We start from the raw sequence: 22846 nt of genomic DNA on the forward strand, positions 1-22846 counted from the left end.
TCTGACCCCAAAAAGTTAGACTGTTATTTAAAGGATTGTTTTCGATATTGTACCGGACTCAGTCCTTTTAATTTTAGTTGAATCCGTCGGTGATTATAGTAATCCAAATAATCCCTGACGGCATCAACTATCTCCTCTCTACTGTTAAATTCCCGACCATAAAAACATTCTGTTTTTAATCGTCCAAAGAAACTTTCCATTGCGGCGTTGTCCAAGCAATTCCCTTTTCTCGACATACTTTGAATGATGCCATGTTCAGCCAAGATTCGACGATAAGCCACCATTTGATATTGCCATCCCTGGTCTGAATGTAAAATGACACCACAAGCTTTATTTAATCCTTTGACGGCTTGCATTAACATGTCCTCTACTTGCGCCCAGTTTGGGGAATAGCTGAGATTATATGAAACTATCTCATTGTTAAATAAGTCTAAAATTGGGGATAAATAGACTTTGCTCCCATCTTTCGCCTTAAACTCGGTGATATCGGTCACCCATTTTTGGTTCGGGGCCGTTGCACTAAAATCGCGTTCAAGATGATTCGGTGCAATCACCCCTATCGTGCCTCGATAGGTCGTAAATTTCTTGCTTTTTCTTGACCGCACTTGAAGCCCAAGTGTCTGCATTAAACGTTGAACTTTTTTATGATTCACGCCTGGCAAGCAGGCATGAACACGTCGGTAGCCATAATCAGGATGGTTGGCTTTGATGCGTTTAATGGTCTTTTTCAACAACTCATCCTTATCCAGTTTAATCTGAAGTTTAGCAAAAAACGTACTACGCGCTAATTGTGCAAAGCCTAAAAGCCATTTTAACGGATAGCGTGTTCTTAACCTTTGGATAATTTCCGTTGCTCGGCTTCGTCCTGAAGTCTGAGCCTTCTCAACTCCTTTAGGTAGGCTACCTCCGCTTCAAGCTGTAAAATTCTCAGGCGTAAACGGTCTTCTTCAGTTTTGGGTGGCGGTGGCATTTTTGCATATTTGGGTTTCATCGGCGGTCGTCCTGATGGTTTACGGGGAATAAGTCCTTTTATGCCACTTTTTTCAAATCGTTTCAACCATGTCCCGACTAGGGAGTTGGAAGGAATATTGTAAAAACGCGCAGTTTCTCTAATACTCATTTTCCCATTCAAAATAGGTTGAAGAACCTGTAATTTAAATTCGATTGTGTAGTGTTTACCCATAAAAAAATCTGCACCTCAATTGTTGGTTTGTTGAGTCCAACTTTTGGGGTGCAGATCAAAAACTGCTCTTTTTTATCATTTTAAACTTGCCTATCGACTATTTCGTTCAAAGAACAAGACGGTTGCTGCAACACGTGAGTGAACGTTAAGTTTACGAAGTAAATTACGAATATGTACTTTAACTGTTTCTTCAGAAATGAAAAGCTGACCCGCAATTTGTTTGTTCGATAAACCTGTCGCAATTAAACGTAATACATCCATTTCTCGATCGGTGAGTGAATCAATGGGATCAACCGTATGTTTACGCTCTAAAAGTAAATTTTTGATCGAATCGCTTAAAATTACTTCGCCTTGTGCAATGCGTTTAATTTGCTCAAGTAACACATCCGGCTCAGTATCTTTCAATAAATAGCCATCAGCTCCCGCATCGATGAGCGTGAAAATATCATTTTTCGCATCAGACACGGTTAAGATCAAAATTCGTGCGTCAACACCCTCCGCACGCAACCCTTTAAGGGTATCTAAACCAGAGAGGCCTTTCATATTAAGATCTAAAATAATTAAATCCGGTGACTCTTGAATCGCAATGGAAATACCTTCTGTACCGCTTCCTACATCAGCGACAACTTCAAAATTCTCTTCTAATTCAACTAATTGTTTGATACCGCGACGCATCAATGGATGGTCGTCGATAATTAATACTTTTAACTTTTCTTGCATAATTTTCTCCAAGAGATGAGAGGGCGCACATTCTATCGCCTGAAGGCGAAAACGTCCACAGCCTTAGATTATTTCTCAATAGATTTTCAAACGAGGGATTCTATCGGGATTTTACCTATCTTCCAATGCATAGTTGCAGATATATTTGATTTATCTCAAATCATGCTTGTTTTGATTTAGCTAGTCGCAAGTCCTTTTGCTTTTAAATTTGAATGGCATAATACGCATGCCGTTTTCTATCGGATGCAATTGATAAAATTGCGGGTAATTAAAATTCCGTTGCACCATTTTATACGGATTTTTACAACCTTTCGAGCCGAGTGATTGATAAATCTGGTTCACTTCACGAACTTTATCATCTTTTAAGCCTTCGCATTGACGATAAATCTCGAGGCGATTCTTTTCATCTAACAAATAAACATTAAAGCTATTATCGGCATTATCTTCAAAGAAGAACTGTAAAAATCCTTCACTGGCAAATAAATCAATTTCAGGTGGATATCGGCGTGTTTCAGGAATAGTTTCTTTCTCTTCTAACTGAGTTGGTAAAACGTCTTCAAAATTGACCGCACTTTCTTTTCCACCGTCAATCGGTTGCAAGCTAATCCCTTTTTCTTCAAAGAAGAATTGCCAGTTTTTCCCAGCCACTCGTAAACGGGAATGCGTTGTTGGGCGACTATCACCTAATTGAATACTAATGCAACGATTAACCAAGGCGCTTACTAAATTTCGTAATGTACGATTATAATGTTTACTGTAACAAAAAATCTGTACAGAACGAGGTTTATTTACGCCTTGATAAATTTTATTAGAAAGCACCTTTAAAGCTAGCAAAATCGCATTTTGGCCTTCAAAATGTAAGGTTCGAATTTCATTCCACATATTACGGTAAGTGAAATCAATGCTACCGACTAAGCTCTGCTCTAATTGACCAAAACTGAATAAATCACTTGGCGAGATATTGGATTTAAGTTCTTCCACTTGCGCCGTTGGATCATTCACCAAGTTCACCGCAATGAAAAGATCTCGGATTTCACATTGCGAAGAAAGTGCCTCATTTGTCGGTACTTGACCATTTGTATGGGGGAAAAACAATCGTAAATCAGCGACAAAATTACGTAAAGTGAGTTGGTCGATATTTTGACTAATTAAATGTAAATGAGTTTCTGCCGTCAACAAGCGATTAAAATAAGCCCATGCAACAACCTTATTTAAACTTTCCCCATATTCCATTACACGTTCTTTCGAAAACATAATATGATGTGGCGGTTGATTGACCACATACCAACCATCTTTAAAGTGCTTATTGCCATGAATTTCAATGAATGTAAGATGATCTTCCGCTAAATTATGTGAAATTTGAGGATTCAGTAGTGTAATTTTACCGGGTAACTCTTCAAATGCCGTATAAAGTTTACGAGAAAGTACCGTGATATCTTGTGGGATCACGCTAGAATTAATTTTATGTTTGCGTGCAAAATCAACCAGGTTTCGATAACTCATCATCAAGAAACTCACCAAATTATTGTGACTTTCTTTTACCCGTTTGATTTTCCAAGTTGGGCGTTGATCCAATTCTTCAATGCGTTCTTTCGACCACCCCCATTCTTGCGCCATCATTTTCATATAAGAAATACGCCAATTTGATGCGTGGTATAATGCAAAATCTTCCGTTGCTTTCACATAAAAGCAAGAACGAACAAAATCAAGCCGCTTAAATTCTGAATGTGCAATCAAATATTGACTAATTCGCTCTAAAATCGCAATATAAGGATCAAAATGATGAGTAACTGTACGATAACCAGAAAGTAAATCTTCTTTAAATTGACGAGCAATCAGATGCGCATTTGGGTATTCTTGTGCATAGGTTTCTAACAATAAGATTTTCATCACCGATTTATAAGGCGAATCAATACCTTTATAAAGTTGCCACAAGCTTGCGCCAAAATACTCACTCGCAGAGAATTGCCCCAATCCACCAAAATCGACCCAATCATTTAAATTAAGCTCACCAGTCGCGACTAAACGAGCAACCTCTGCCTCATATCGTTTTTCATGCTCCACCCATAAATGGAGCCACAATAATGGCTTACCTGCAAGACGTACCGCAGAACGATAAAATTCTTCCAACAGCAACATATATTGCGCAGAACCGCTATTTTCTTTAGTTAATGGATCGGAATAACGTTCATTACGGAAGCGTTGTTGCGTCATCAAATAGAAGTGCATTTCTACATGAAATGTCGATGCCCATTGGCTAATTTTCTTTGTTTTTTCCGCTAAGCGCTGCTGATCTTGTTTAGACAAATCATCTTGATGGCAGATCCAAATATCTAGATCCGAAGCTGAGGTTTGGCTAATGGAGCCAAAACTTCCCATCACATAAATACCTAAAATCGGTGCAAAAACATCATCAGAATTGACCGCACTTTGCACACTTTCTGCAAGTTCAGAATGTTCTTTTGAAAGAAAATCTTGCTGATAATTGGACAGAATAAAATCGGCGATGCCTGCGGGGGCATCTTCCACATAACCCGGTAGAGTGGGATGATTAAGATGCAACAATAATGGCATCAAAGAGACGATGTGTCGGAAGGCATCTCCAGAGCCCAATAGTGCTCGCTCCAAACGACGTTTGTCTAGTGCGTCAATACTTTTTCGAGCTTCATTGAGATCGTATTTCAAGGCTTCCTACCTATGGCCAAATAACTGGTGTTAATGTATCACTTACCTAATCGGAAATCAAAAATTTAAATGATCTGACTTTTTGCCCTAAAAATGGTAGCATAGGGCATATTTCTATTTAAAATCAGCGGTATTTATGGCAGTACTTAAAACCTTAAAAATTGCAACCCGTCAAAGCCCTTTAGCACTTTGGCAGGCTAATTTTGTAAAAGATCAATTAGAAAAATTTCACCCAACGCTTTCTGTTGAATTAGTTCCAATGGTAACGAAAGGCGATGTAATCTTAGATTCTCCTTTAGCTAAAATTGGTGGAAAAGGCTTATTTGTTAAAGAGTTAGAAAACGCTTTACTTGAAAAACGTGCTGATATTGCTGTTCATTCAATGAAAGACGTTCCGATGGAATTTCCAGAGGGTTTAGGTCTAAGTGTAATCTGTAAACGAGAGGATCCGCGCGATGCTTTTGTGTCTAATACATACCATTCATTAGATGAATTACCCCAAGGTGCTATTGTTGGTACATCAAGCTTACGTCGTCAATGCCAATTAAAACAATTACGTCCTGATCTTGATATTCGCTCCTTACGTGGCAATGTGGGAACCCGATTAAGTAAATTAGACAATGGCGAATATGATGCCATTATTTTAGCCTCCGCTGGCTTAATTCGTTTAGGACTAGCAGAACGCATTGCCTCGTTTATTGAAGTTGAACAATCTTTACCGGCTGCCGGACAAGGAGCAGTGGGTATTGAGTGCCGTAATGATGATGAAGAAGTGAACGCATTACTCGCACCTCTTTCTGATACGACCACAACGACTTGTGTTTTGGCTGAGCGTGCAATGAATACCCGCTTACAAGGTGGCTGCCAAGTGCCAATCGGTGGCTATGCCATTGCGCAAAATGGCGAAATTTTCTTACGAGCACTCGTCGGAGAAATTGATGGTTCAGCGATTATTCGTGCGGAAGGTAAAAGTGCGGTTGAAAATGCCGAAGCATTAGGCGTGACCATTGCTGAACAACTTCTAGCACAGGGCGCAGATAAGATTCTGGCGAAGATTTACTCAGCATAGGAAATCACCATGGCCGTACTAGTTACTCGCCCAGATGAACGAGGAAAAGCTCTAGTTGACCAGCTGAATCAAGCCGGTATGGTTGCCTTGCATTTGCCTTTGCTTTCTATTGAAGCTGGTGCTGAGTTGGCACAATTACCGACGAAACTTAATCAACTAAAAAGTGGTGATTATGTGTTTTTGGTTTCAAAAAGTGCGGTCGATTTTGCGGATAAAACCCTGAAAGATATTGGCTTTAGCTGGCGTCAAGATTTACAATACTTTACAGTTGGACATAGAACGGCACAGTATTTTTCCTGTCAAACTGAATGTACTGTTCGTTATCCAATCACGTCGGAAAATACCGAAGGTGTATTAAATTTACCGCAAATGGCAGAATTAACCGATAAGAACTTGTTAATTTTACGTGGTAACGGTGGACGAGAATTATTACTCGAACAAGCGACACTACGCGGAGCAACTGTTGAGACAGTCGAATGTTACCAACGAGTACCGATTAGTTATAATAAGGAAGAGCAGACCAGTATTTGTATTCGTTCCGGTGTACAAACCTTGGTGGTCACAAGCCTTGAAATTTTACAGGCGTTAATCGAATTTGTGCCTGAAAATGAACAAAGTTGGCTAAAAAATTGCTATTTAGTCACAGTAAGTCAACGCATTGCGGATGTTGCAATACAACAAGGTTGGCATCATGTAGTGGTTTCCGCCGGTGCGGATAATCAAAGTTTACTTAATACCTTACTTAATGAAGTAACTCCCCTTTCTCACTAAGGAAAAGATATGACGAAAGAGAAATTAACCCCAGAAACAACAGATGAAATCCAAGCAGACGAAGTGCAAATTCAAGCTAAAGATCATGAACCTGTTGCACCTCGTACACAAACCGTTGTCAAGAAAACTGGTACGGGATTAAGTTTATTAGCTATTCTCATTGCACTTGGCGTGGGTGGTACAGGTTATTATTTGGGTCAAAAGCAAGTGGATGAATTCCAACAAAAATTGACCGCTCTTGAAGCTCAAATTAATCATAAATCGGCGACTTCGACGTCTGCTGAGGAAATAAAATTTGATACGACACAACTTACTCAATTAGAATCAGCGAATAAAGCAACGCAAGAAAAAATTGCCAAAGTAGAAGAGCTGATAAGTACTAAATCACACGAACTCGTTAGCTTACAATCACAAATTAATAAAGTGAGCGAGCAAGCTAATGCTCAGCAACCGACTGATTGGTTATTCTCAGAAGCGGATTTCTTGCTCAACAATGCACTGCGTAAATTAGTGTTAGATAATGACGTTGACACCGCAGTTTCACTCTTAAAACTCGCTGATGAGACTCTTGCTAAAGTGAATAACTCACAATCCGCAGCAATCCGTAGCGCAATCAATCAAGATCTGAAACAGCTTCACTCCGTTGCTGGCATTGATCAAAATTCGGTTATGCAAAAATTATCACAATTAGCTAATACAGTTGATGAATTATCTGTATTAGATGTCAATTTTGATGATGATCAAAATGCAACAAAGTTATCGAATTCTCTGTCTGATTGGGTTGAAAATGCAGAAAAGAGTGCAAACTCATTCTTAAATCATTTTATTCGCATCTCACCAAAACATGGCACTGATCGTAAAGAATTATTAGCACCGAACCAAGATATTTATTTGCGTGAAAACATTCGTTTACGCTTACAATTAGCGATTATGGCTGTGCCTCGTCAACAAAATGAGCTTTATAAACAATCTTTAGAAGCCGTCGCATCTTGGATTCGTAGCTATTTTGATACTAATGCTGAAGTGACTCAAAATTTCTTAAAATCAGTGGATGAATTATCTGAAGTATCCATCTATGTAGATGTACCAAGCCAATTACAAAGCTTAAGTATGCTTGATAAGTACTTAAATCGTACACCTTTAGATGTACAAACAGTCGAAATTAAAGCAGAAAAAGCGATTGATAATTCACCAACAAAAGAAGCAGTAAAACCGGCACCTGAAGCGAAAGCAGAAGAGCCAAAAGCTGAAGAAAAACCCGCTGAAGCACCAGCTGCACAACCGGCAACTGAACCCCAACAATAAGGATAGATAATGTTTAGAGTTCTCTTTTTAATGATCGCCTTACTTGCCGGATTGATTGCAGGGCCTTACCTCTCCGGTCAGCAAGGTTATGTCAGAATTGAAACGGCAAACACCGTGTATGAAATGTCACTCACCACATTAGTGATTCTCTTCATAGTCGCACTTGCGGTAATTTATGCTTTAGAATGGGCTATTACTCGGTTTTTCCGTCTAAGTAGCAGCACCTACAACTGGTTCTCTCGTCGTAAACGCGTGAAAGCACAACGTCAAACCCTTGAGGGACTGATGAAAATGAATGAGGGTGATTATGCTAAAGCAGAAAAACTGATTGGTAAAAATGCGAAACATTCTTCAGAGCCGGTATTAAATCTGATTAAAGCGGCTGAAGCTGCACAGCAACGTGGCGATGAATTCAGCGCAAACCGTTATTTAATTGAGGCGACGGAACTTACCGGTTCCGATAACCTAGTCGTCGAAATTGCTCGCACTCGAATTTTATTACAACAAAATAAATTACCGGCTGCGCGTAGTTCCGTCGATAGCTTGCTTGAAATGTCAGATCGCAACAAAGAAGTATTAAAACTTGCTGCTGAAATTTATAGCCGCTCTAAAGCTTATCAAGCACTTGATGGCATCTTAGATTTAATCGAAAGTTCTGGATTATTCTCAGCTGAAGAATTTAAAGCCCTTCAACAAGAAACAGAAAATGGCTTGTTAGATGAGAAAATGAATGAAGAAGGCGTTGAAGGTCTGCTTGCATGGTGGGAAGCTCAACCACGCCGTCGTCGCAATGACTTAGAGTTAAAAACAGCTTTAATTCAACGTTTGATTGATTGCAACGACCATGAGTCAGCTTATGAATTCACGCTTGAAATCATGAAGAAATTGGGTGATAACACCCCAATTAGTCATGAGCTTTGCACGCAAATCACTCGTTTACAAGCAGAAGATAACAGCAAACTGCTCAAACTAGTGGAAAAACGTGCAAAACGTGCCGATGAAAGCCAACGTTGTTGTCTCAATCGTGCATTAGGCTATCTTTATGTGCGTAATAACGATTTTGCTAAAGCAGCAGAAGCATTTAAAGAAGTCACTGCTTGCCCAACCGAGCTTCAACCAAATGATGTCATGATGGCGTCTTATGTATTCGAACAAGCGGGCGACAAAGCGGCAGCGGAAAAAATTCGTCAGGACAGTTTAAAATCAGCCATGTCTATTCAGGACAAACCGGCTGAAACACAAACTGAACCAAAAACAGACGAACAACCAACCGCACTTATTGCAAAACGTGATTAAAATAAACAACGACGGGGCTGAATAAAGCCCCGTTTTTTTCATTCCTAATCACCACTTATTTTATTTAAAACCCACTTCTTATTACATTTCATTATAAGTAATAAATTTCCATTCTTTTCTCACCGATTCAAAATTTTTTACTATATCGCCACGCAAACGATTAAATCATAAAAAATGAATTGGGATTATATTTTAACTGTCACACCACGTTTTGTTCATGCCACACTGATGACGCTTCATCTTGCCTTTTGGGGCATTTTATTGTCGCTGGTGATTGGTGTGATTTGTGCAGTGATTACCACCTATAAAGTCAAATCATTAACTTGGCTAGTAAAAGGCTATATTGAGCTTTCTCGCAATACGCCTTTATTGATCCAAGTCTTTTTTCTCTATTTTGGGCTGTCTAAAATTGGCCTGAAATTAGATGGGTTTACTTGCGGCATTATCGGCCTGGCATTTTTAGGTGGAAGTTATATGGCAGAAGCCTTTCGTAGTGGTCTGGAAGCGGTATCAAAAGGACAAATTGAATCAGCCTTAAGTATTGGTCTAACCCCTTTTCAAGCTTTTCGCTATGTGATTTTCCCACAAGCCTTTGCGATTGCGACACCTGCAATCGGCGCAAATTGCTTGTTCTTAATGAAAGAAACCTCAGTGATCAGTGCCGTTGCCGTAGCCGAACTGATGTTTGTAGCGAAAGAAGTCATCGGGCTCGATTACAAAACCAATGAAGCCTTATTTTTATTAGTGGTGTTTTATTTGATCATTCTATTACCGATGTCTCTGTTCATCAGTTATTTAGAACGCCGTACTCGGAGAGCAAAATATGGGGCTTGAGTTATTATTCCAAGGCAGCAACATTGAACGCTTGCTCAACGGTTTATGGGTGACGGCTGAAATTGCATTCGTTTCCGTCTTCTTCGCCTGTATTTTAGGTGTGATTTTTGGCGTAATCATGACAAACAGAAATCCCATTATCAAAGCCATTTGCCGCTTTTATTTAGAATTTATACGTATCATTCCATTATTAGCGTTACTTTTTCTCGCGTATTTTGGTTTGGCAAAATGGTTTGATATTCACTTAGATGGCATTTCTGTATGTATTTTGGTGTTTATTTTCTGGGGAACAGCAGAAATGGGGGATTTAGTGCGTGGTGCATTAACTTCCATTGAAAAACATCAAGTGGAATCAGCCTACGCTTTAGGTTTAACGCCGTTTCAAACCTTTGTGTACATTTTACTTCCGCAAAGTTTAAAACGTGTGACACCAAGTGCGATTAACCTCTTTACCCGCATGGTAAAAACCAGTTCCTTGGCAATGTTAATCGGTGTAGTAGAAGTGATAAAAGTCGGTCAACAAATTATCGAGCATTCATTATTTAGTAATCAATCGGCGGCGCTTTGGATTTACGGTGTCATCTTCGGCTTATATTTTGTGATTTGTTACCCACTATCCTTATTTTCCCGTTATTTAGAAACCCGTTGGGAAAGTTAATTTTAATTAGGAAAACACATGGCGTTATTAGAAATTAAAAACCTCGTCAAAAATTACGGTGATGTAGAAGCCCTCAAAGGCATCAATCTTTCTATAGAGAAAGGCGAAGTGGTCGTTATTTTAGGCCCATCGGGTTGTGGTAAAAGTACTTTTTTACGCTGCCTAAATGGACTAGAGGAAATAAAGCGCGGTCAGATTTTGCTGCAAAATGCAGGCGAGTTAGGTAAAGACATTCCTTGGGTTAAAGCGCGTCAACGCATTGGGATGGTATTCCAAAGTTATGAACTATTCGCTCATTTATCAGTGATTGACAATATTTTGCTCGGTCCTTTAAAAGTACAAAAACGCGATCGTGCAGAAGCTGAAAAACAAGCCGATGAGTTACTTAAACGCGTAGGCCTATATGATCGAAAAAATGCCTATCCACGTGAATTATCCGGTGGGCAAAAACAGCGAATTGCTATTGTACGTTCACTATGCATGAATCCTGAAATTATTCTGTTTGATGAAGTGACTGCCGCTCTTGACCCTGAAATGGTACGTGAAGTGCTTGATGTGATTTTAGGTCTTGCCAAAGACGGTATGACGATGCTCATTGTTACCCATGAAATGAACTTCGCCCGTCAAGTAGCTAACCGCATTGTGTTTATGGATAAAGGGCAAATCATTGAACAGGCAAAACCGGAAGATTTCTTCACGAATCCAACCACGGATCGTGCGAAAACATTCTTAAATATCTTAAATTATGAACCTAGAGGGACAAACTATGAAGAAAACATTTAAAACATTGACCGCACTTTTAGCCACTGCCACCTTAGCATTTAGCTTAACCGCGTGTAATGATAAAGAACCAGCTAAAGACGGAGCAAAAACAATCTCAAGCCTTGAGCAAATACAAAAAGATGGCAAAGTGCGTATCGGTGTATTTAGCGATAAACCACCATTTGGTTATGTTGATGCACAAGGCAAAAGCCAAGGCTTTGATGTCGAAATTGGTAAAGCGATCGGTAAAGACTTATTAGGTGACGAAAACAAAGTAGAGTTTGTTTTAGTAGATGCCGCAAACCGTGCAGAATACTTACTTTCTAAGAAAGTTGATATCATTCTTGCCAACTTCACTGTAACTCCAGCACGTAAAGAAGTGGTGGATTTTGCTAATCCATATATGAAAGTGGCACTCGGTGTCGTTTCAAAAGATGGTTCAGTCATTACTGATCTTGAACAATTAAAAGGCAAAACCTTAATCGTAGATAAAGGCACCACGGCTGATATTTTCTTCACCAAAAACTATCCAGATGTGAAGTTATTGAAATTCGAACAAAATACAGAAACCTTTGAAGCCTTACGTGATGGTCGTGGTGATGCATTATCTAATGACAATACCTTCTTATTCGCTTGGGCAAAACAAAATCCAGGTTATACCGTGGGCGTAAAAAACTTTGGTGATCAAGATGTTATTGCACCAGCTGTTCGCAAAGATGCACCTGAATTGTTAAATTGGTTAAATAACGAAATCCAAATCTTAGGCAAAGATGGTCGTTTAAAACAAGCTTACGAAAAAACCTTATTGCCAGTTTATGGTGATACCGTAAACGAAAGCGATATCGTGGTTGAATATAAATAATTTAACCCAATTCACTTCCCCTGTAATTTCCCCACAGGGGAAGTGAAAACCGCTTTATTTTTGACCGCTCTTTGGAAGATGCGGTGTAAATCTCGCCTTTAATGGCATTCTTTCCTGAATACGTTCCCGATTAATCTGTAACGCCGCCTCTGTGGCTTCATAGTCCAACCATAAACTTGGATCATCGGGTAACGTTTCATTCCAAATATACTGCACATTAAAGCCTCGCGCTTTACATTCCGCATGCAATACATCATACCGTTTCTTTAAAAACGCCAATTTATTAAAGAAAAAGCGCACATGCCCTTCACCTAATTTATATTCCGCAGGCTGTCCTTTCAAATGAAATTTACCTTTCGCCACGGCGTTAGGAATGCGGGTTAATTCACGATGTTCCGCTAAAAGATGCTGATCACAAAGCTCCTCAGGTGGAACAAGATTAATTCGAGTCATAAGCGATACCAAATAAAAAGGAACATAGTACGGGGCGTAAAGGTATTTGTCTATCTCATAATGAGGGCTTCGCAAAAGATTCATTCTTTTTCTTTGATTTTTACATGAGTCAAATCCTTGTTAAACTCACTAAAAATATCGCTATTGAAGGAATCCCTCATGTCTGTCAAAACATTTGAAAAATTGACTGCACTTTTAGCTTTCATCCTGATTTGTTATTAATTGCCGATCCTAGCTTGCTTTCTCGTTATGATGAATTAGCATTTAATGCAGGTACGTTAGAACGCTCTATTATTCTCAATACACAAGATTATGCCTCAATCGTTCAGCCCACATTAGTGGATGTCATAAAAACCGAATAGAGAAAAGATTGGTTGTCTTTCATTTGATTGATACAATGCTTCCGTTTTTCTATTAATTGGACATCTCATGAAAAAATATCTTAAAGCATTTATTCTTTTTCCGTTGATTATTCAAATTATCGGCACTATTGGTCTAATGTTTGCAAACAATGATGCTGATGGATTTCAGTCTTCAGCGATTACCGTCTTTATCGTGGCTGCGGCACCGACTTTTCTCATTGCACTTTGGGCTGCATTTCACCGTTATGCAAGTTATCACGTAAAAGCCATCGCATTGATTTCGGTATTAATTGGATTTTGTTATACCGTAATAGCAGGGCTTTTTTATGCAACGCTAGTGAATGACATGGGATTTGGCGAATGGTTACGTGCAGGAGGATTAGAAATTACCTGCTTAATGGCCGCAGGTTTGGCGCTTTATTCTGTTATGGTATTACCGCTCTTGTTACCGAAAGAACGCCCACTATAAGGCGATTTGAGGCGAATATTGAGCAGTTAAATCCACCAAATCTGCTAATGATATTGACCGCACTTTATTGTTTGACAAAAGTGCGGTTAAATTTCGGGCCAAAACATCTTGCTCCAACACAAAACATTGCCCTTTGCATTGAGTAAACATTTCCCCGTACTTTACCGCTAGCAATACGCCATCTTGCCATAAAACCATCGCATCATTTTCTGTGATTTCAGTCAAATAACGTTGAAGTTCTGTCTCAGAATAATGAGCTTGAGAAAAGGTATAAAGCATAATATTCCTTAAAACGTAAACACTTTTTCTGCTTGACTAAGTTTATTGATCAGCAAAGTGCGGTCAATTTTTTCAGCAGAAATCATGAGCTGTTCAGCTTGCAAATTGTATTGGTCGAGTGAATCGGCACAGACAAAGCGCTGTTCAATATCGTATAAATCTAATAATTTAAAGGTACGAATAAAATCTTTTTGTAGCAATAATTCAGGCTTTTGCCCATCGAGTAAATTTAATACGCCATCATCAATAAAAAAGACACCGATTTCCTCTTCATCACAAAATGCTGTCGCAGCAAGCAAAGCATCTAAACCTTCACGAGAAATCGCGTTTCCATGCGGTGCGGTACGAAATAAGAATGCTAGCTTCATAATGTCACCACCCGATCCGCTTTTAATGCCATCGCCATAAATTCACCTAAGCCTGTAATCTCAAAACCTTCTGCAAGATTCGTATAATCCGTATCTTTTGCTGTAAGCGCATCCACTACGCCACGACGTTGTGAAGCGGCTACACATAAATGCAAAGGAATATGATGTTGCGCTGAAAAGGCTTGCCAAGCTTGCGTGAGATTAAATTCATCATTGGCAGGATAAACCAAGCCATTGCCATTACTCACACCGTCTTGGAAAAAGAAAATTTGGCTAATGGCATGCCCTTTTTCGAGTAAAGCTTGGGCAAATTGATAGGTAAGAAAAGCCCCTTGTTTTCCATAAACGGGACTTTTCACGGCGAGAACATAGTTCATTACTCTTGCTCTTGTTTGATTTGACGAATATACAAATACACGGTGTGGCGAGAAATCGTGAGGCGATCAGCCACTAAATTGATCGCATCTTTAATATCAAAAATGCCTTTTTCGTAAAGTGAAATCACAATCTGGCGGTTCTTATTATTATTCGAAACCGAGCGATCTGCATTCACTTCTTCAATGGTTTTTTCTACCGTTTGTGCCACCAATTCTTCCACTGAACTTGCAAAATTGACGGAAGAGGTTTCATTTTGTTCCTGCGTTGGCATAAAGGACTGCATAAATTGAGAAACCGGCACATCCAAATTAATATTGATACAAAGTAAACCAATAATGCGTTGTTTGCTATTTCGAATAGCGATGGTCACAGACTTCATCAACACATTGCCTTTCGCACGCGTGAAATAAGGCTTAGACACACTCTCACTTTGCATATTACGCAAGGATTTCAGGGCTAAATCCGTAATTGGTGAACCCACTTGGCGATTGGTATTATGCCCATTGGCAATACAAATGGCGGAATGTTCAATGTCTTCCAAAGAGTGTAAGACGATTTCACAATGCTCGCCAATCAATGCGCTCACGCCATCAACTACCGCTTTATAGGAAATCAGAATAGCACGATCTTCATCGGTGAAAGGTTGTCTATCGGTTAGTATCATTTTTCAAATCTGGTAGGGAAAATGACCGCACTTTGGACAAAGTGCGGTTGAATTAAGGATTATTTTTTAGGATTAACGTCTAATACTTCAACTTCGAAGTAAAGTGTTGCATCAGGTGGAATTGAATCGCCTGCGCCTTGTTTGCCATAAGCTAATTCAGGTGGAATCACTAATTCGATTTTACCGCCTTTCTTCACTAACTGAAGACCTTCAGTCCAACCTTTGATCACTTGGTTTAATTTAAACTCAACCGGTTGACCACGTTCAACAGAGCTATCAAATACTTTACCATCTGGTAATTTACCGGTGTAATGTACTTTCACAGTATCTGTTGCTTTAATCGCATCACCTTTACCTGCTTCAGTAATTTTGTAAAGTAAGCCATCTTTAGTGCTTTTTACGCCATCTTTTTTCGCAAATTCAGCGCGGTATTTATCGCCTTCTTCTTTTGCGGCTTTCGCTTGTTGTTCTACTTTTGCTTTCGCTGCAGACACTAATTGCTCTTGAATACCATCTAAGGTTTGTTGAATTTTTTCGTCTTTACGAATATCAACTTTACCTTCTAATGCATCTTTTAAGCCATCTAAAATACGCGCATTGTCGTATTGAATGACTTCTTTTTGAGCCTCCACTAAATCTTTTACTTGGTTACCCATTAATGCACCTACAGCATAAGACGCATCACTTGCGCTTGGCGCTGCTTTATCTTCTGCAAAAACAGAACCTGAAACAACCGCACTTACCATAAGTGCAGCAAGAGAAAGCTTTTGAATTTTCAACATTTTGCTTGATCCTTTATAATAGAAACGGAATAGCGAATAGGTTAAATCGGATTGACCAAATTCACAACATTTTTTTAAAAATTAGAGAAATTTTATGCAAAATCAACAAATTTTAGAAGATCGCATCGCCGAACTTGAAATGAAAATTGCTTTTCAAGAACAACTTTTAGACGAACTCAACCAAGCATTAGTTCAACAACAATTTGATATGGATAAAATTCAACTTCAACTCCGCTATCTCGCCGGCAAATTAAAAGACATGCAACCTTCTAATATTGCCAGCCAAGCAGAAGAAACACCACCTCCGCATTATTAAACAACAAACCGCACTTTAACGTGCGGTTTACTTTTATAGGCTAATAAAGTGCGGTCAGTTTTAACCACATTTACAACCAAACAAAATAAGTCATACTGCCGATGATGGCGATACAGAATAGATTGAGAATCAAACCGACTTTCGCCATATCGAGTTGTTTCACATTTCCTGTTGCAAACACGATAGCATTAGGCGGTGTAGCGATTGGCAACATAAATGCACAACTTGCCCCACAAGCGATAATTGCGGCTAAAGCGATAGGCGGTAAATTCATAGATTGTGCCACTGAAATCACAATTGGCATAATCAACGCTGCACTGGCGGTATTCGACGTAAATTCCGTTAAGAAAATAATAAATGCCGTCATCACAAAGCAAAGTACCCAAAGTGGTTTGGTTTGCACAAACTGAACGATACTATCCGCCATAATCTTACTGGCACCAGAATCTTTCATCACAATACTGAGTGTTAAACCACCACCGAATAAAACGAGCACGCCCCATTCAACACGCTCTTGAATTTCTTTCCAACTCGCGACACCTGAAACACAGATAAAGATCACAACGCATAATGCAATCACCGTATCAAAGTTTTCGATTTTTTTCGGTAACTCAAGGAATGCACTAATCCACGGATTCAAGAGGGAACTGAAAAGTAACATAATCGCCATACCGATAAAGATCAGTAAGGTAATGATATTTTTTCGGTTAAAACTGACTTTCTCAAGTGATGGATTAAAATCCACAGAAAAGTCTGGACGTAAAATCATCCATAAAGAAAAAATCATTGAAGGCACAAGCAATACCATCACCGGGAAACCGTAGCCTAGCCATTCCGTGAAAGTCACTTGAATTTGAGATGCCAAAATCGCATTCGGCGCACTTCCTACTAATGTACCAATACCACCGATACTGGCACTAAATGCCATGCCTAACAATACAAAGGCATACAACCGATGGTTTTTCTCTGCATTGATACCTTTTAACATCCCCATCGTGAGCGGTAACATCATCGCCGCCACAGCAGTGTTGTTAATCCACATGGAAAGGAATGTGGTTATAGTGAATAGATAGGTGATAGAAAGTTTTAAGTTTCCTTTGGCCAAACGGATAATGTAATTCGCAATAATCTTGTCTAGGTTCTGAATTTGTAACACAGCAGCCACCACAAATCCCCCAAAGAACATATAAATAATTGGGGTAGAGAATGGTGCGAGCGCTTTTTGTGTATTAATCAAGCCCAATCCTATGGCCACGACAGGCACCATAAGGGATGTCACGGTAATATTAAAGGCTTCCGTTAACCATAAAATACCAATAAAAATCAGCAAGGCTAGCCCGCGATTCTCTTGAGCAGAAAACGGCAGTATTTTGATTAACACCAACATGAAGACAAAGTCTAAGGCAAGAATAATGAGACTTTTATATTTAGAGAGAAAGGTTTGTTGAGTTTGCATATACAATCTCCTATAAAACGATAGGGGAGATTATTAATTAGCATTTAACCGAAAAAATTGAAACATATATTTAACAAATTTGTGACACGCTTCAAACTATTTTTGTATATACAACAAACCGCACCTAAAAGTGCGGTCTGTTTTGCTTTCGTTTTCTATTGTTGCATACGAGCTTGAATACGTTCTGGCAATCTTAATCCAACGAGAGCAACAAGGGCAATTGTCCAGAATAAGGTCACATATACAAGAGCTGAACCAAGTCCGACTCTTTCACTAAGTGCGGCGGCAATCACAGGAGACACCCCACCACCGATCGCGGCAAAGTTATAGATGAAACCAATACCTGTGCTTCGCATTTCAGCCGGGAAGAAAGTCGCCATATATTTTGGTACTAAACCGGCAATCCCTAAGTTAGTTGCAAGTAAGAAGAAGAGTAACGCACCAAGCGCTAATACATTATTTTCTGGCAAATAGAATACTGGGAAGAGGAAGAAAAGTGATAACAATAAGCTATATACAAAGGTTTTCTTCTCACCCAATTTATCACCGATAAAGCCTGCGATTAAAGTACCGATGAGGATACCAAAGCCTGCCCAGAACATCAGTGATTTCACATTTTCAGCATAGCCGTTTTCTTTGAGGTAAAGTGGAAGCAAGCCCACTACCGGCCAGTTTACGGAGAAAATTGAATAGCAAACTAAGAAAATAATTAAGGTGATTGGTAATTGTTTTTTAGTGAACAGGTCAGTAAGTGGAACTTTATTCACTTTACCCGCTGCTTTCGCTTGTGCCCATTCTTCACTTTCAGGGGCATGACGACGAACATAGAGAACTAAGGCTACCGGTGCTAAACCGATGAAGAAAGCCATACGCCAACCATAAGTTTGAGATACCCAAGGAATCACTTGAGAGGCAAGAATATTACCAATGGAAAAGCCACTCACTAAAAACGCACTGGCTTTTGTACGTAAATGTTGTGGCCAGCTTTCAATGGCATAAGAGGAAGAACACGCATATTCACCTGCCATCCCCATACCGATAATCATACGGAAGATGAAAAGCCAAATATAACTGGTGGATAAGCCGCACAAGAATGTGCCGACGGAATACGTAATAATGGAAACGATCATCGCCAAACGACGACCATATTTATCGGCAAAACTACCAAAAATCGCCCCACCTAATGGACGAGCGACGAACGCTGCAAGTAATAATGTGGATGTTTCCGTTGTGCTCATGGCGAATTCCTTTTGAATATCCAAAAGCACATAAGTGATAAGCATATAATCGAAGCCATCAAAAACATAACCTAACCAAGCCGCAAATAACGCTTTTTTTTGCGTAGGACTGACTTCTTTATACCATGGTAATGATGTTGCCATAACAACCTCCCTTCCTTGTATTTGAGAATTTTGTGGTATAGATCACAGAATTTAAAATTACCGCTAATTTCTGCTTGCATAAATAAAGATAGGACGTATGATGTCTTATGTCAATCGAAGAGAATGAGAGCTGGATCACAAATTCAGAAAATAGATTAGAAAATGAGAACAGAAATGAAAAAAACAAGTAAAAAAGAAGCAAGTCTCGTTTTGCAGGATAAAATCAAATCGCTCATCATTAAACAAAATCTTAAATCTGGCGATTTGATGCCAACAGAAAATGAGTTGATTGAACAGCTTGGTGTGAGTCGTTCCAGTTTGCGTGAAGCCATTAAATCTTTAGAGGCGCTACACATTTTAGACATTCGCCATGGTGTTGGTACCTTTGTGAGTGAATCCTCTCTTGTGCCAATGATTCGCGGATTAAGTTTTCACACCCAACTGAATTTGCATAATGATCATAATCAGCTGATTAATATTTTGGATATTCGGGAAATTTTGGAATACGGTTTTGCCCCGATGGTGTTGGGAAAAATTAGCCAAGAACAGACCGCACTTTTGCAAAAATCAGTGGCCAATATGGAAAAAAATGCCCGTGAGCAAAAATTTTCACCTAAAGATGAATACCACATTCATTTAAAACTTTATGAACCATTAAATAACCCATTACTGATTCAATATTTAGATGCGTTTTGGCAAATTTATCAGCAAGTAGAAAAAGGCTTACCACCACCAATACTTTCTCCTGAAAAATTAGCCATGCAACACCGTGAATTAATTGATGCCGTAGAAGCGCATGATTTGGTGCGCATGCAACGCGCGATCTTGCAATATTTCCAAAGTATTCGCCAACGCTTACAACAAGGAGGGCATGATGCAAACTAATGGATTAAACATCGCCTTAATCGGCTGCGGCTTTTTTGGCGTTCAATTGGCTTCAGCATTTGATAAAGCCCAAGCAAACTTAATTGCAGTGACCGATATCAACCCTTCTCTTGCACAAAAACTCGCAGAGCAATACGGTAGCCAAGCCTTTTTTAGTGTAGAAGAAATGTTGGCAGAAACTAAAGCGGATTTAGTGGTTATCGCCACCCCAAACTATGCTCATTATTCCCCAGCTATCTTAGCGTTAAATGCCGGTTGTCATGTCTTTATTGAAACACCTTTTACCTTAAGCGCTTCTCAAGGGCAACATTTACGCCGTCTTGCTAAAGAAAAAGGCAAATTCATTTTTGTGGGCCATTTAGAACGTACGTTACCTGGCATGTTAAAAGTCAAAGCGGCTTTAGAACAAGGAAAATTAGGCAGAATTACGGTCGCACGAGCCATGCGTCAGCGTTGGATTGAAAACCTACCAAATAAAGAGTGGTGGAAATTAGATGCCAATCTTACGGGTGGTGAGCTTTTCCACCTCATTCATGAACTGGATTTACTCTGTTGGTTATTAGGCGATATTGAGGCGGTCTTTGCTCAAGCCGCTAATCAAGCGCATCTCGATACACCAGATAGCCGCGATGTGTTGCAACTGTTACTACGTTTTGAAAATGGCGTGTTAGGTTCGCTCGAAATGGGTACCGCTTATCGATTACACCAATGGGGCATTCAAATTCATGGTGAAAACGGTGTGATTGAAGTCAATTTCTTTACCTCAAGTGTCACATTTAATTATCTAGATGGAAAAATAGAACACGTTGATTTATTTGATGAATTTGAGGCTGATTTATCTTTACGCGAAAGTGCAAAAGGCACTCAGCAATATAATGTCACCCACGCACCTTGCCAACTTTGGTTAAGCCGAGCGGCTGAAATCGAAGTACAAAGCGTGGTAGAGCACTTAACGCAAGGAAAAACCAGCCCATTAAGTCTATGTTTAACTGAAGCCATCGAAGTTGCAGAAGCAGCGAAGCAATCCATGGTAACGGAAAAACAAATCTCAGTGAAAAAATAAGGAGTTTATTATGATGCGATATGGTGTTGTTGGCGTTGGCTATTTTGGTGCAGATTTAGCCCGTTTCATGAATGAATTTGATGATGCACAAATTACCGTAGTATATGACCCTGAAAATGGTGAAACCATTGCTCAAGAATTACAATGCTTAGCGGCAAAATCTCTTGAAGAATTGGTCACTTCCCCTGATGTGGATTGCGTGATTGTCGCCACCCCTAACTACTTACACAAAGAACCGGTCATTCTTGCAGCGAAAAACAAAAAACATGTTTTCTGTGAAAAACCAATCGCCTTAAGTTATCAAGACTGTGACGACATGGTACGTGCTTGCGAAGAAAATGGCGTTACCTTTATGGCTGGTCACGTGATGAACTTCTTTAACGGTGTTCACCATGCCAAAGAATTAATCAACCAAGGCGTGATCGGTAAAGTGCTTTATTGCCACACCGCACGTAATGGCTGGGAAGAACAACAACCAACCATTTCATGGAAAAAAATCCGTGAAAAATCTGGCGGCCACTTATACCACCATATTCACGAATTAGACTGTGTACAATTCATTATGGGTGGTATGCCAAAAACCGTTACCATGGCAGCCGCCAATGTTGCACACAAAGGCGAAAACTTTGGTGATGAAGACGATATGATTTTTGTCACCATGGAATATGATGATAATCGCTTCGCAGTTCTAGAATGGGGTTCCGCTTTCCGTTGGGGTGAGCATTATGTATTAATTCAAGGGGAAAAAGGTGCGATCAAACTTGATATGTACAATACCAAAGGTACCCTTCGTGTGGATGGAAAAGACACCTATTTCCTTATTCACGAAACCCAAGAAGAAGATGATGACCGTACCCGTATTTACAACAGCACAGAAATGGACGGTGCAATTCAATACGGTAAACCGGGCAAACGCACACCGCTCTGGTTGAGCTCTATCATGAAAAAAGAAATGCGTTATTTAAACGACATTCTTCATGGTATGGAACCAACTGAGGAATTTGTAAAATTACTCACCGGTGAGGCTGCCCGCGCTGCTATCGCTACTGCCGATGCATGTACCCGTTCTCGTTACGAAAACCGCAAAGTTGATTTAGCAGAAATCATCGGTAAATAAAAATAACGTAAAAATAAACCGCACTTTGGTTAAAAAATCAAAGTGCGGTTGTTTTTTTGGAATGTTTTTAAGAAACTTACGGCGATAACCGCTCTCTTTCCCATTTCCCCTCATTGTATAAATAACAAATTCGGTCATGTAAACGACTTGGGCGACCTTGCCAGAATTCAATGCGATCAGGAATCACAAGATAACCGCCCCAATGTGGTGGGCGTGGGACATTTAATGGGTGTTTTGCTGCAATCAATGCGGCTTTCGCTAATAAAGATTTGTGACTAGAAATGACCGCACTTTGCTCGCTGGCCCAAGCGCCAATTCGGCTGGTGTAAGGGCGCGTTGCAAAATATTCATCTGATTGTTCAGGCGAGATTTTTTCAGCTTTGCCCTCAATACGAACAGAACGTTCTAATTCAGGCCAAAAGAATGTTAGGGCAACGAAAGGATTATGCTCTATGGAGCGACCTTTTCGGCTGTGATAATTCGTAAAAAATACAAAGCCTTGTTCGTTCACTTCTTTCAACAGCACCATTCGACTTGTTGGTCGACCGTCTTCGTTGACTGTCGCAACATTAACACCTGTTGGCTCATTTACTTTGGCGGTAATGGCCTCGTTGAGCCATTTTTCAAATTGTTTTATTGGATTGGGATCGCAATCATGCTGAGAAAGCGCCTGTTTGCAATAATCTTCACGAATATCATGTAAGTCCATTTTCTTTCTCCTTTTGCT

At 39.7% G+C, this 22846-nt stretch carries 26 protein-coding genes and 1 pseudogene; 14 read left to right on the plus strand and 13 right to left on the minus strand.

Annotated features, from left to right (window positions below):
- Positions 1-23: 23 nt before the first annotated feature.
- The 4 genes from EL215_RS02210 to EL215_RS02225 all read right to left on the minus strand — a co-directional run bounded on the left by EL215_RS02210 (position 24) and on the right by EL215_RS02225 (position 4588).
- Positions 24-845 (minus strand): IS3 family transposase, encoded by an 822-nt coding sequence (locus EL215_RS02210; protein ID WP_126469737.1) that lies wholly within the window; start codon positions 843-845, stop codon positions 24-26.
- Entirely contained in the window at positions 830-1183 is a 354-nt protein-coding gene (locus EL215_RS02215) for a helix-turn-helix domain-containing protein (protein ID WP_126469735.1), read from the minus strand. The genes EL215_RS02210 and EL215_RS02215 overlap by 16 nt, the downstream gene beginning before the upstream one ends.
- A 90-nt stretch (positions 1184-1273) precedes the next feature.
- Entirely contained in the window at positions 1274-1903 is a 630-nt protein-coding gene (locus EL215_RS02220; protein WP_049356838.1) for a response regulator, read from the minus strand.
- Positions 1904-2083: 180 nt separating this feature from the next.
- Positions 2084-4588, minus strand: coding sequence for a class I adenylate cyclase (locus EL215_RS02225; protein WP_126469906.1), 2505 nt, complete (start codon positions 4586-4588; stop codon positions 2084-2086).
- A 136-nt stretch (positions 4589-4724) separates the two neighbouring features.
- Between EL215_RS02225 and hemC the strand changes: the two genes are divergently transcribed.
- The 8 genes from hemC (at position 4725) to EL215_RS02265 (ending at position 12145) form a co-directional block, all read left to right on the plus strand.
- Entirely contained in the window at positions 4725-5657 is a 933-nt protein-coding gene (hemC, locus tag EL215_RS02230; RefSeq protein WP_126469908.1) for a hydroxymethylbilane synthase, read from the plus strand.
- A 9-nt stretch (positions 5658-5666) separates the two neighbouring features.
- Complete coding sequence (locus tag EL215_RS02235; protein WP_049356843.1) at positions 5667-6428, plus strand: uroporphyrinogen-III synthase; 762 nt, start codon at positions 5667-5669, stop codon at positions 6426-6428.
- Between the two features lie 9 nt (positions 6429-6437).
- Positions 6438-7733: a uroporphyrinogen-III C-methyltransferase gene (locus EL215_RS02240; protein WP_126469910.1), complete on the plus strand. Its 1296-nt coding sequence runs from the start codon at positions 6438-6440 to the stop codon at positions 7731-7733.
- Positions 7734-7742: 9 nt separating this feature from the next.
- Complete coding sequence (locus tag EL215_RS02245) at positions 7743-9029, plus strand: heme biosynthesis protein HemY (protein ID WP_049356846.1); 1287 nt, start codon at positions 7743-7745, stop codon at positions 9027-9029.
- Between the two features lie 174 nt (positions 9030-9203).
- The gene (locus tag EL215_RS02250; RefSeq protein WP_049356848.1) at positions 9204-9863 is read left to right on the plus strand and encodes an amino acid ABC transporter permease; all 660 of its coding nucleotides are present in this window, start codon (positions 9204-9206) and stop codon (positions 9861-9863) included.
- On the plus strand, positions 9853-10521 hold the full coding sequence (locus EL215_RS02255) for an amino acid ABC transporter permease (RefSeq protein WP_049356850.1): 669 nt from the start codon (positions 9853-9855) through the stop codon (positions 10519-10521). Before EL215_RS02250 ends, EL215_RS02255 begins: the two co-directional genes overlap by 11 nt.
- Positions 10522-10539: 18 nt before the next feature.
- Positions 10540-11304 (plus strand): amino acid ABC transporter ATP-binding protein, encoded by a 765-nt coding sequence (locus EL215_RS02260; protein WP_049356852.1) that lies wholly within the window; start codon positions 10540-10542, stop codon positions 11302-11304.
- On the plus strand, positions 11288-12145 hold the full coding sequence (locus EL215_RS02265) for a cysteine ABC transporter substrate-binding protein (protein ID WP_126469912.1): 858 nt from the start codon (positions 11288-11290) through the stop codon (positions 12143-12145). Before EL215_RS02260 ends, EL215_RS02265 begins: the two co-directional genes overlap by 17 nt.
- 54 nt (positions 12146-12199) lie before the next feature.
- Here the strand turns inward: EL215_RS02265 and EL215_RS02270 are convergent, their stop codons facing one another.
- Positions 12200-12598 carry a pyrimidine dimer DNA glycosylase/endonuclease V gene (locus EL215_RS02270; protein WP_126469913.1) on the minus strand — a complete coding sequence of 133 codons (399 nt, stop codon included), beginning with the start codon at positions 12596-12598 and terminating at the stop codon, positions 12200-12202.
- A 194-nt stretch (positions 12599-12792) separates the two neighbouring features.
- Between EL215_RS02270 and EL215_RS02275 the strand changes: the two are divergent.
- Positions 12793-12960 (plus strand): annotated as a pseudogene (locus EL215_RS02275) (YbaK/prolyl-tRNA synthetase associated domain-containing protein); the annotation flags it as partial.
- Between the two features lie 67 nt (positions 12961-13027).
- Entirely contained in the window at positions 13028-13429 is a 402-nt protein-coding gene (locus EL215_RS02280; protein WP_126469915.1) for an HI_0559 family membrane protein, read from the plus strand.
- On the opposite strand, the gene tusB is transcribed toward EL215_RS02280, so the two are convergent.
- From tusB to fkpA, 5 genes are read right to left on the minus strand one after another with little or no spacing between them, the layout of a single operon-like run.
- The gene (tusB, locus tag EL215_RS02285) at positions 13424-13708 is read right to left on the minus strand and encodes a sulfurtransferase complex subunit TusB (RefSeq protein WP_126469917.1); all 285 of its coding nucleotides are present in this window, start codon (positions 13706-13708) and stop codon (positions 13424-13426) included. The genes EL215_RS02280 and tusB overlap by 6 nt on opposite strands.
- A gap of 8 nt (positions 13709-13716) precedes the next feature.
- A complete protein-coding gene (gene tusC / locus EL215_RS02290) occupies positions 13717-14076 on the minus strand; it encodes a sulfurtransferase complex subunit TusC (RefSeq protein ID WP_126469919.1) in 360 nt (119 codons plus the stop codon).
- The gene (gene tusD, locus EL215_RS02295; RefSeq protein ID WP_126469921.1) at positions 14073-14453 is read right to left on the minus strand and encodes a sulfurtransferase complex subunit TusD; all 381 of its coding nucleotides are present in this window, start codon (positions 14451-14453) and stop codon (positions 14073-14075) included. The genes tusC and tusD overlap by 4 nt, the downstream gene beginning before the upstream one ends.
- The gene (locus EL215_RS02300; protein ID WP_080969761.1) at positions 14453-15118 is read right to left on the minus strand and encodes a helix-turn-helix transcriptional regulator; all 666 of its coding nucleotides are present in this window, start codon (positions 15116-15118) and stop codon (positions 14453-14455) included. Before EL215_RS02300 ends, tusD begins: the two co-directional genes overlap by 1 nt.
- Positions 15119-15177: 59 nt before the next feature.
- On the minus strand, positions 15178-15900 hold the full coding sequence (gene fkpA, locus EL215_RS02305) for an FKBP-type peptidyl-prolyl cis-trans isomerase (RefSeq protein WP_126469923.1): 723 nt from the start codon (positions 15898-15900) through the stop codon (positions 15178-15180).
- 94 nt (positions 15901-15994) lie between these two features.
- Between fkpA and EL215_RS02310 the strand changes: the two genes are divergently transcribed.
- Positions 15995-16216: a SlyX family protein gene (locus EL215_RS02310; RefSeq protein ID WP_005699194.1), complete on the plus strand. Its 222-nt coding sequence runs from the start codon at positions 15995-15997 to the stop codon at positions 16214-16216.
- 70 nt (positions 16217-16286) lie between these two features.
- Here the strand turns inward: EL215_RS02310 and EL215_RS02315 are convergent, their stop codons facing one another.
- Entirely contained in the window at positions 16287-17672 is a 1386-nt protein-coding gene (locus tag EL215_RS02315) for an SLC13 family permease (protein ID WP_126469925.1), read from the minus strand.
- 155 nt (positions 17673-17827) lie between these two features.
- On the minus strand, positions 17828-19054 hold the full coding sequence (locus EL215_RS02320; RefSeq protein WP_126469927.1) for an MFS transporter: 1227 nt from the start codon (positions 19052-19054) through the stop codon (positions 17828-17830).
- A gap of 174 nt (positions 19055-19228) precedes the next feature.
- On the opposite strand from EL215_RS02320, the gene EL215_RS02325 reads away from it, so the two are divergent.
- Genes EL215_RS02325 through EL215_RS02335 form a run of 3 tightly spaced genes read left to right on the plus strand, consistent with a single transcriptional unit; the run spans position 19229 to position 22119 of the window.
- Positions 19229-19939 (plus strand): FadR/GntR family transcriptional regulator, encoded by a 711-nt coding sequence (locus tag EL215_RS02325; RefSeq protein WP_049373731.1) that lies wholly within the window; start codon positions 19229-19231, stop codon positions 19937-19939.
- Positions 19929-21002 (plus strand): Gfo/Idh/MocA family protein, encoded by a 1074-nt coding sequence (locus EL215_RS02330; RefSeq protein WP_126471983.1) that lies wholly within the window; start codon positions 19929-19931, stop codon positions 21000-21002. The genes EL215_RS02325 and EL215_RS02330 overlap by 11 nt, the downstream gene beginning before the upstream one ends.
- A gap of 10 nt (positions 21003-21012) precedes the next feature.
- Positions 21013-22119, plus strand: coding sequence for a Gfo/Idh/MocA family protein (locus tag EL215_RS02335; protein WP_126469929.1), 1107 nt, complete (start codon positions 21013-21015; stop codon positions 22117-22119).
- 76 nt (positions 22120-22195) lie between these two features.
- On the opposite strand, the gene pdxH is transcribed toward EL215_RS02335, so the two are convergent.
- Positions 22196-22828, minus strand: a complete 633-nt coding sequence (pdxH, locus tag EL215_RS02340) for a pyridoxamine 5'-phosphate oxidase (RefSeq protein WP_126469931.1) — start codon at positions 22826-22828, stop codon at positions 22196-22198.
- Positions 22829-22846 lie beyond the last annotated feature (18 nt).

This window comes from Haemophilus parainfluenzae, from assembly GCF_900638025.1.
Taxonomy (GTDB): domain Bacteria; phylum Pseudomonadota; class Gammaproteobacteria; order Enterobacterales; family Pasteurellaceae; genus Haemophilus_D; species Haemophilus_D parainfluenzae_J.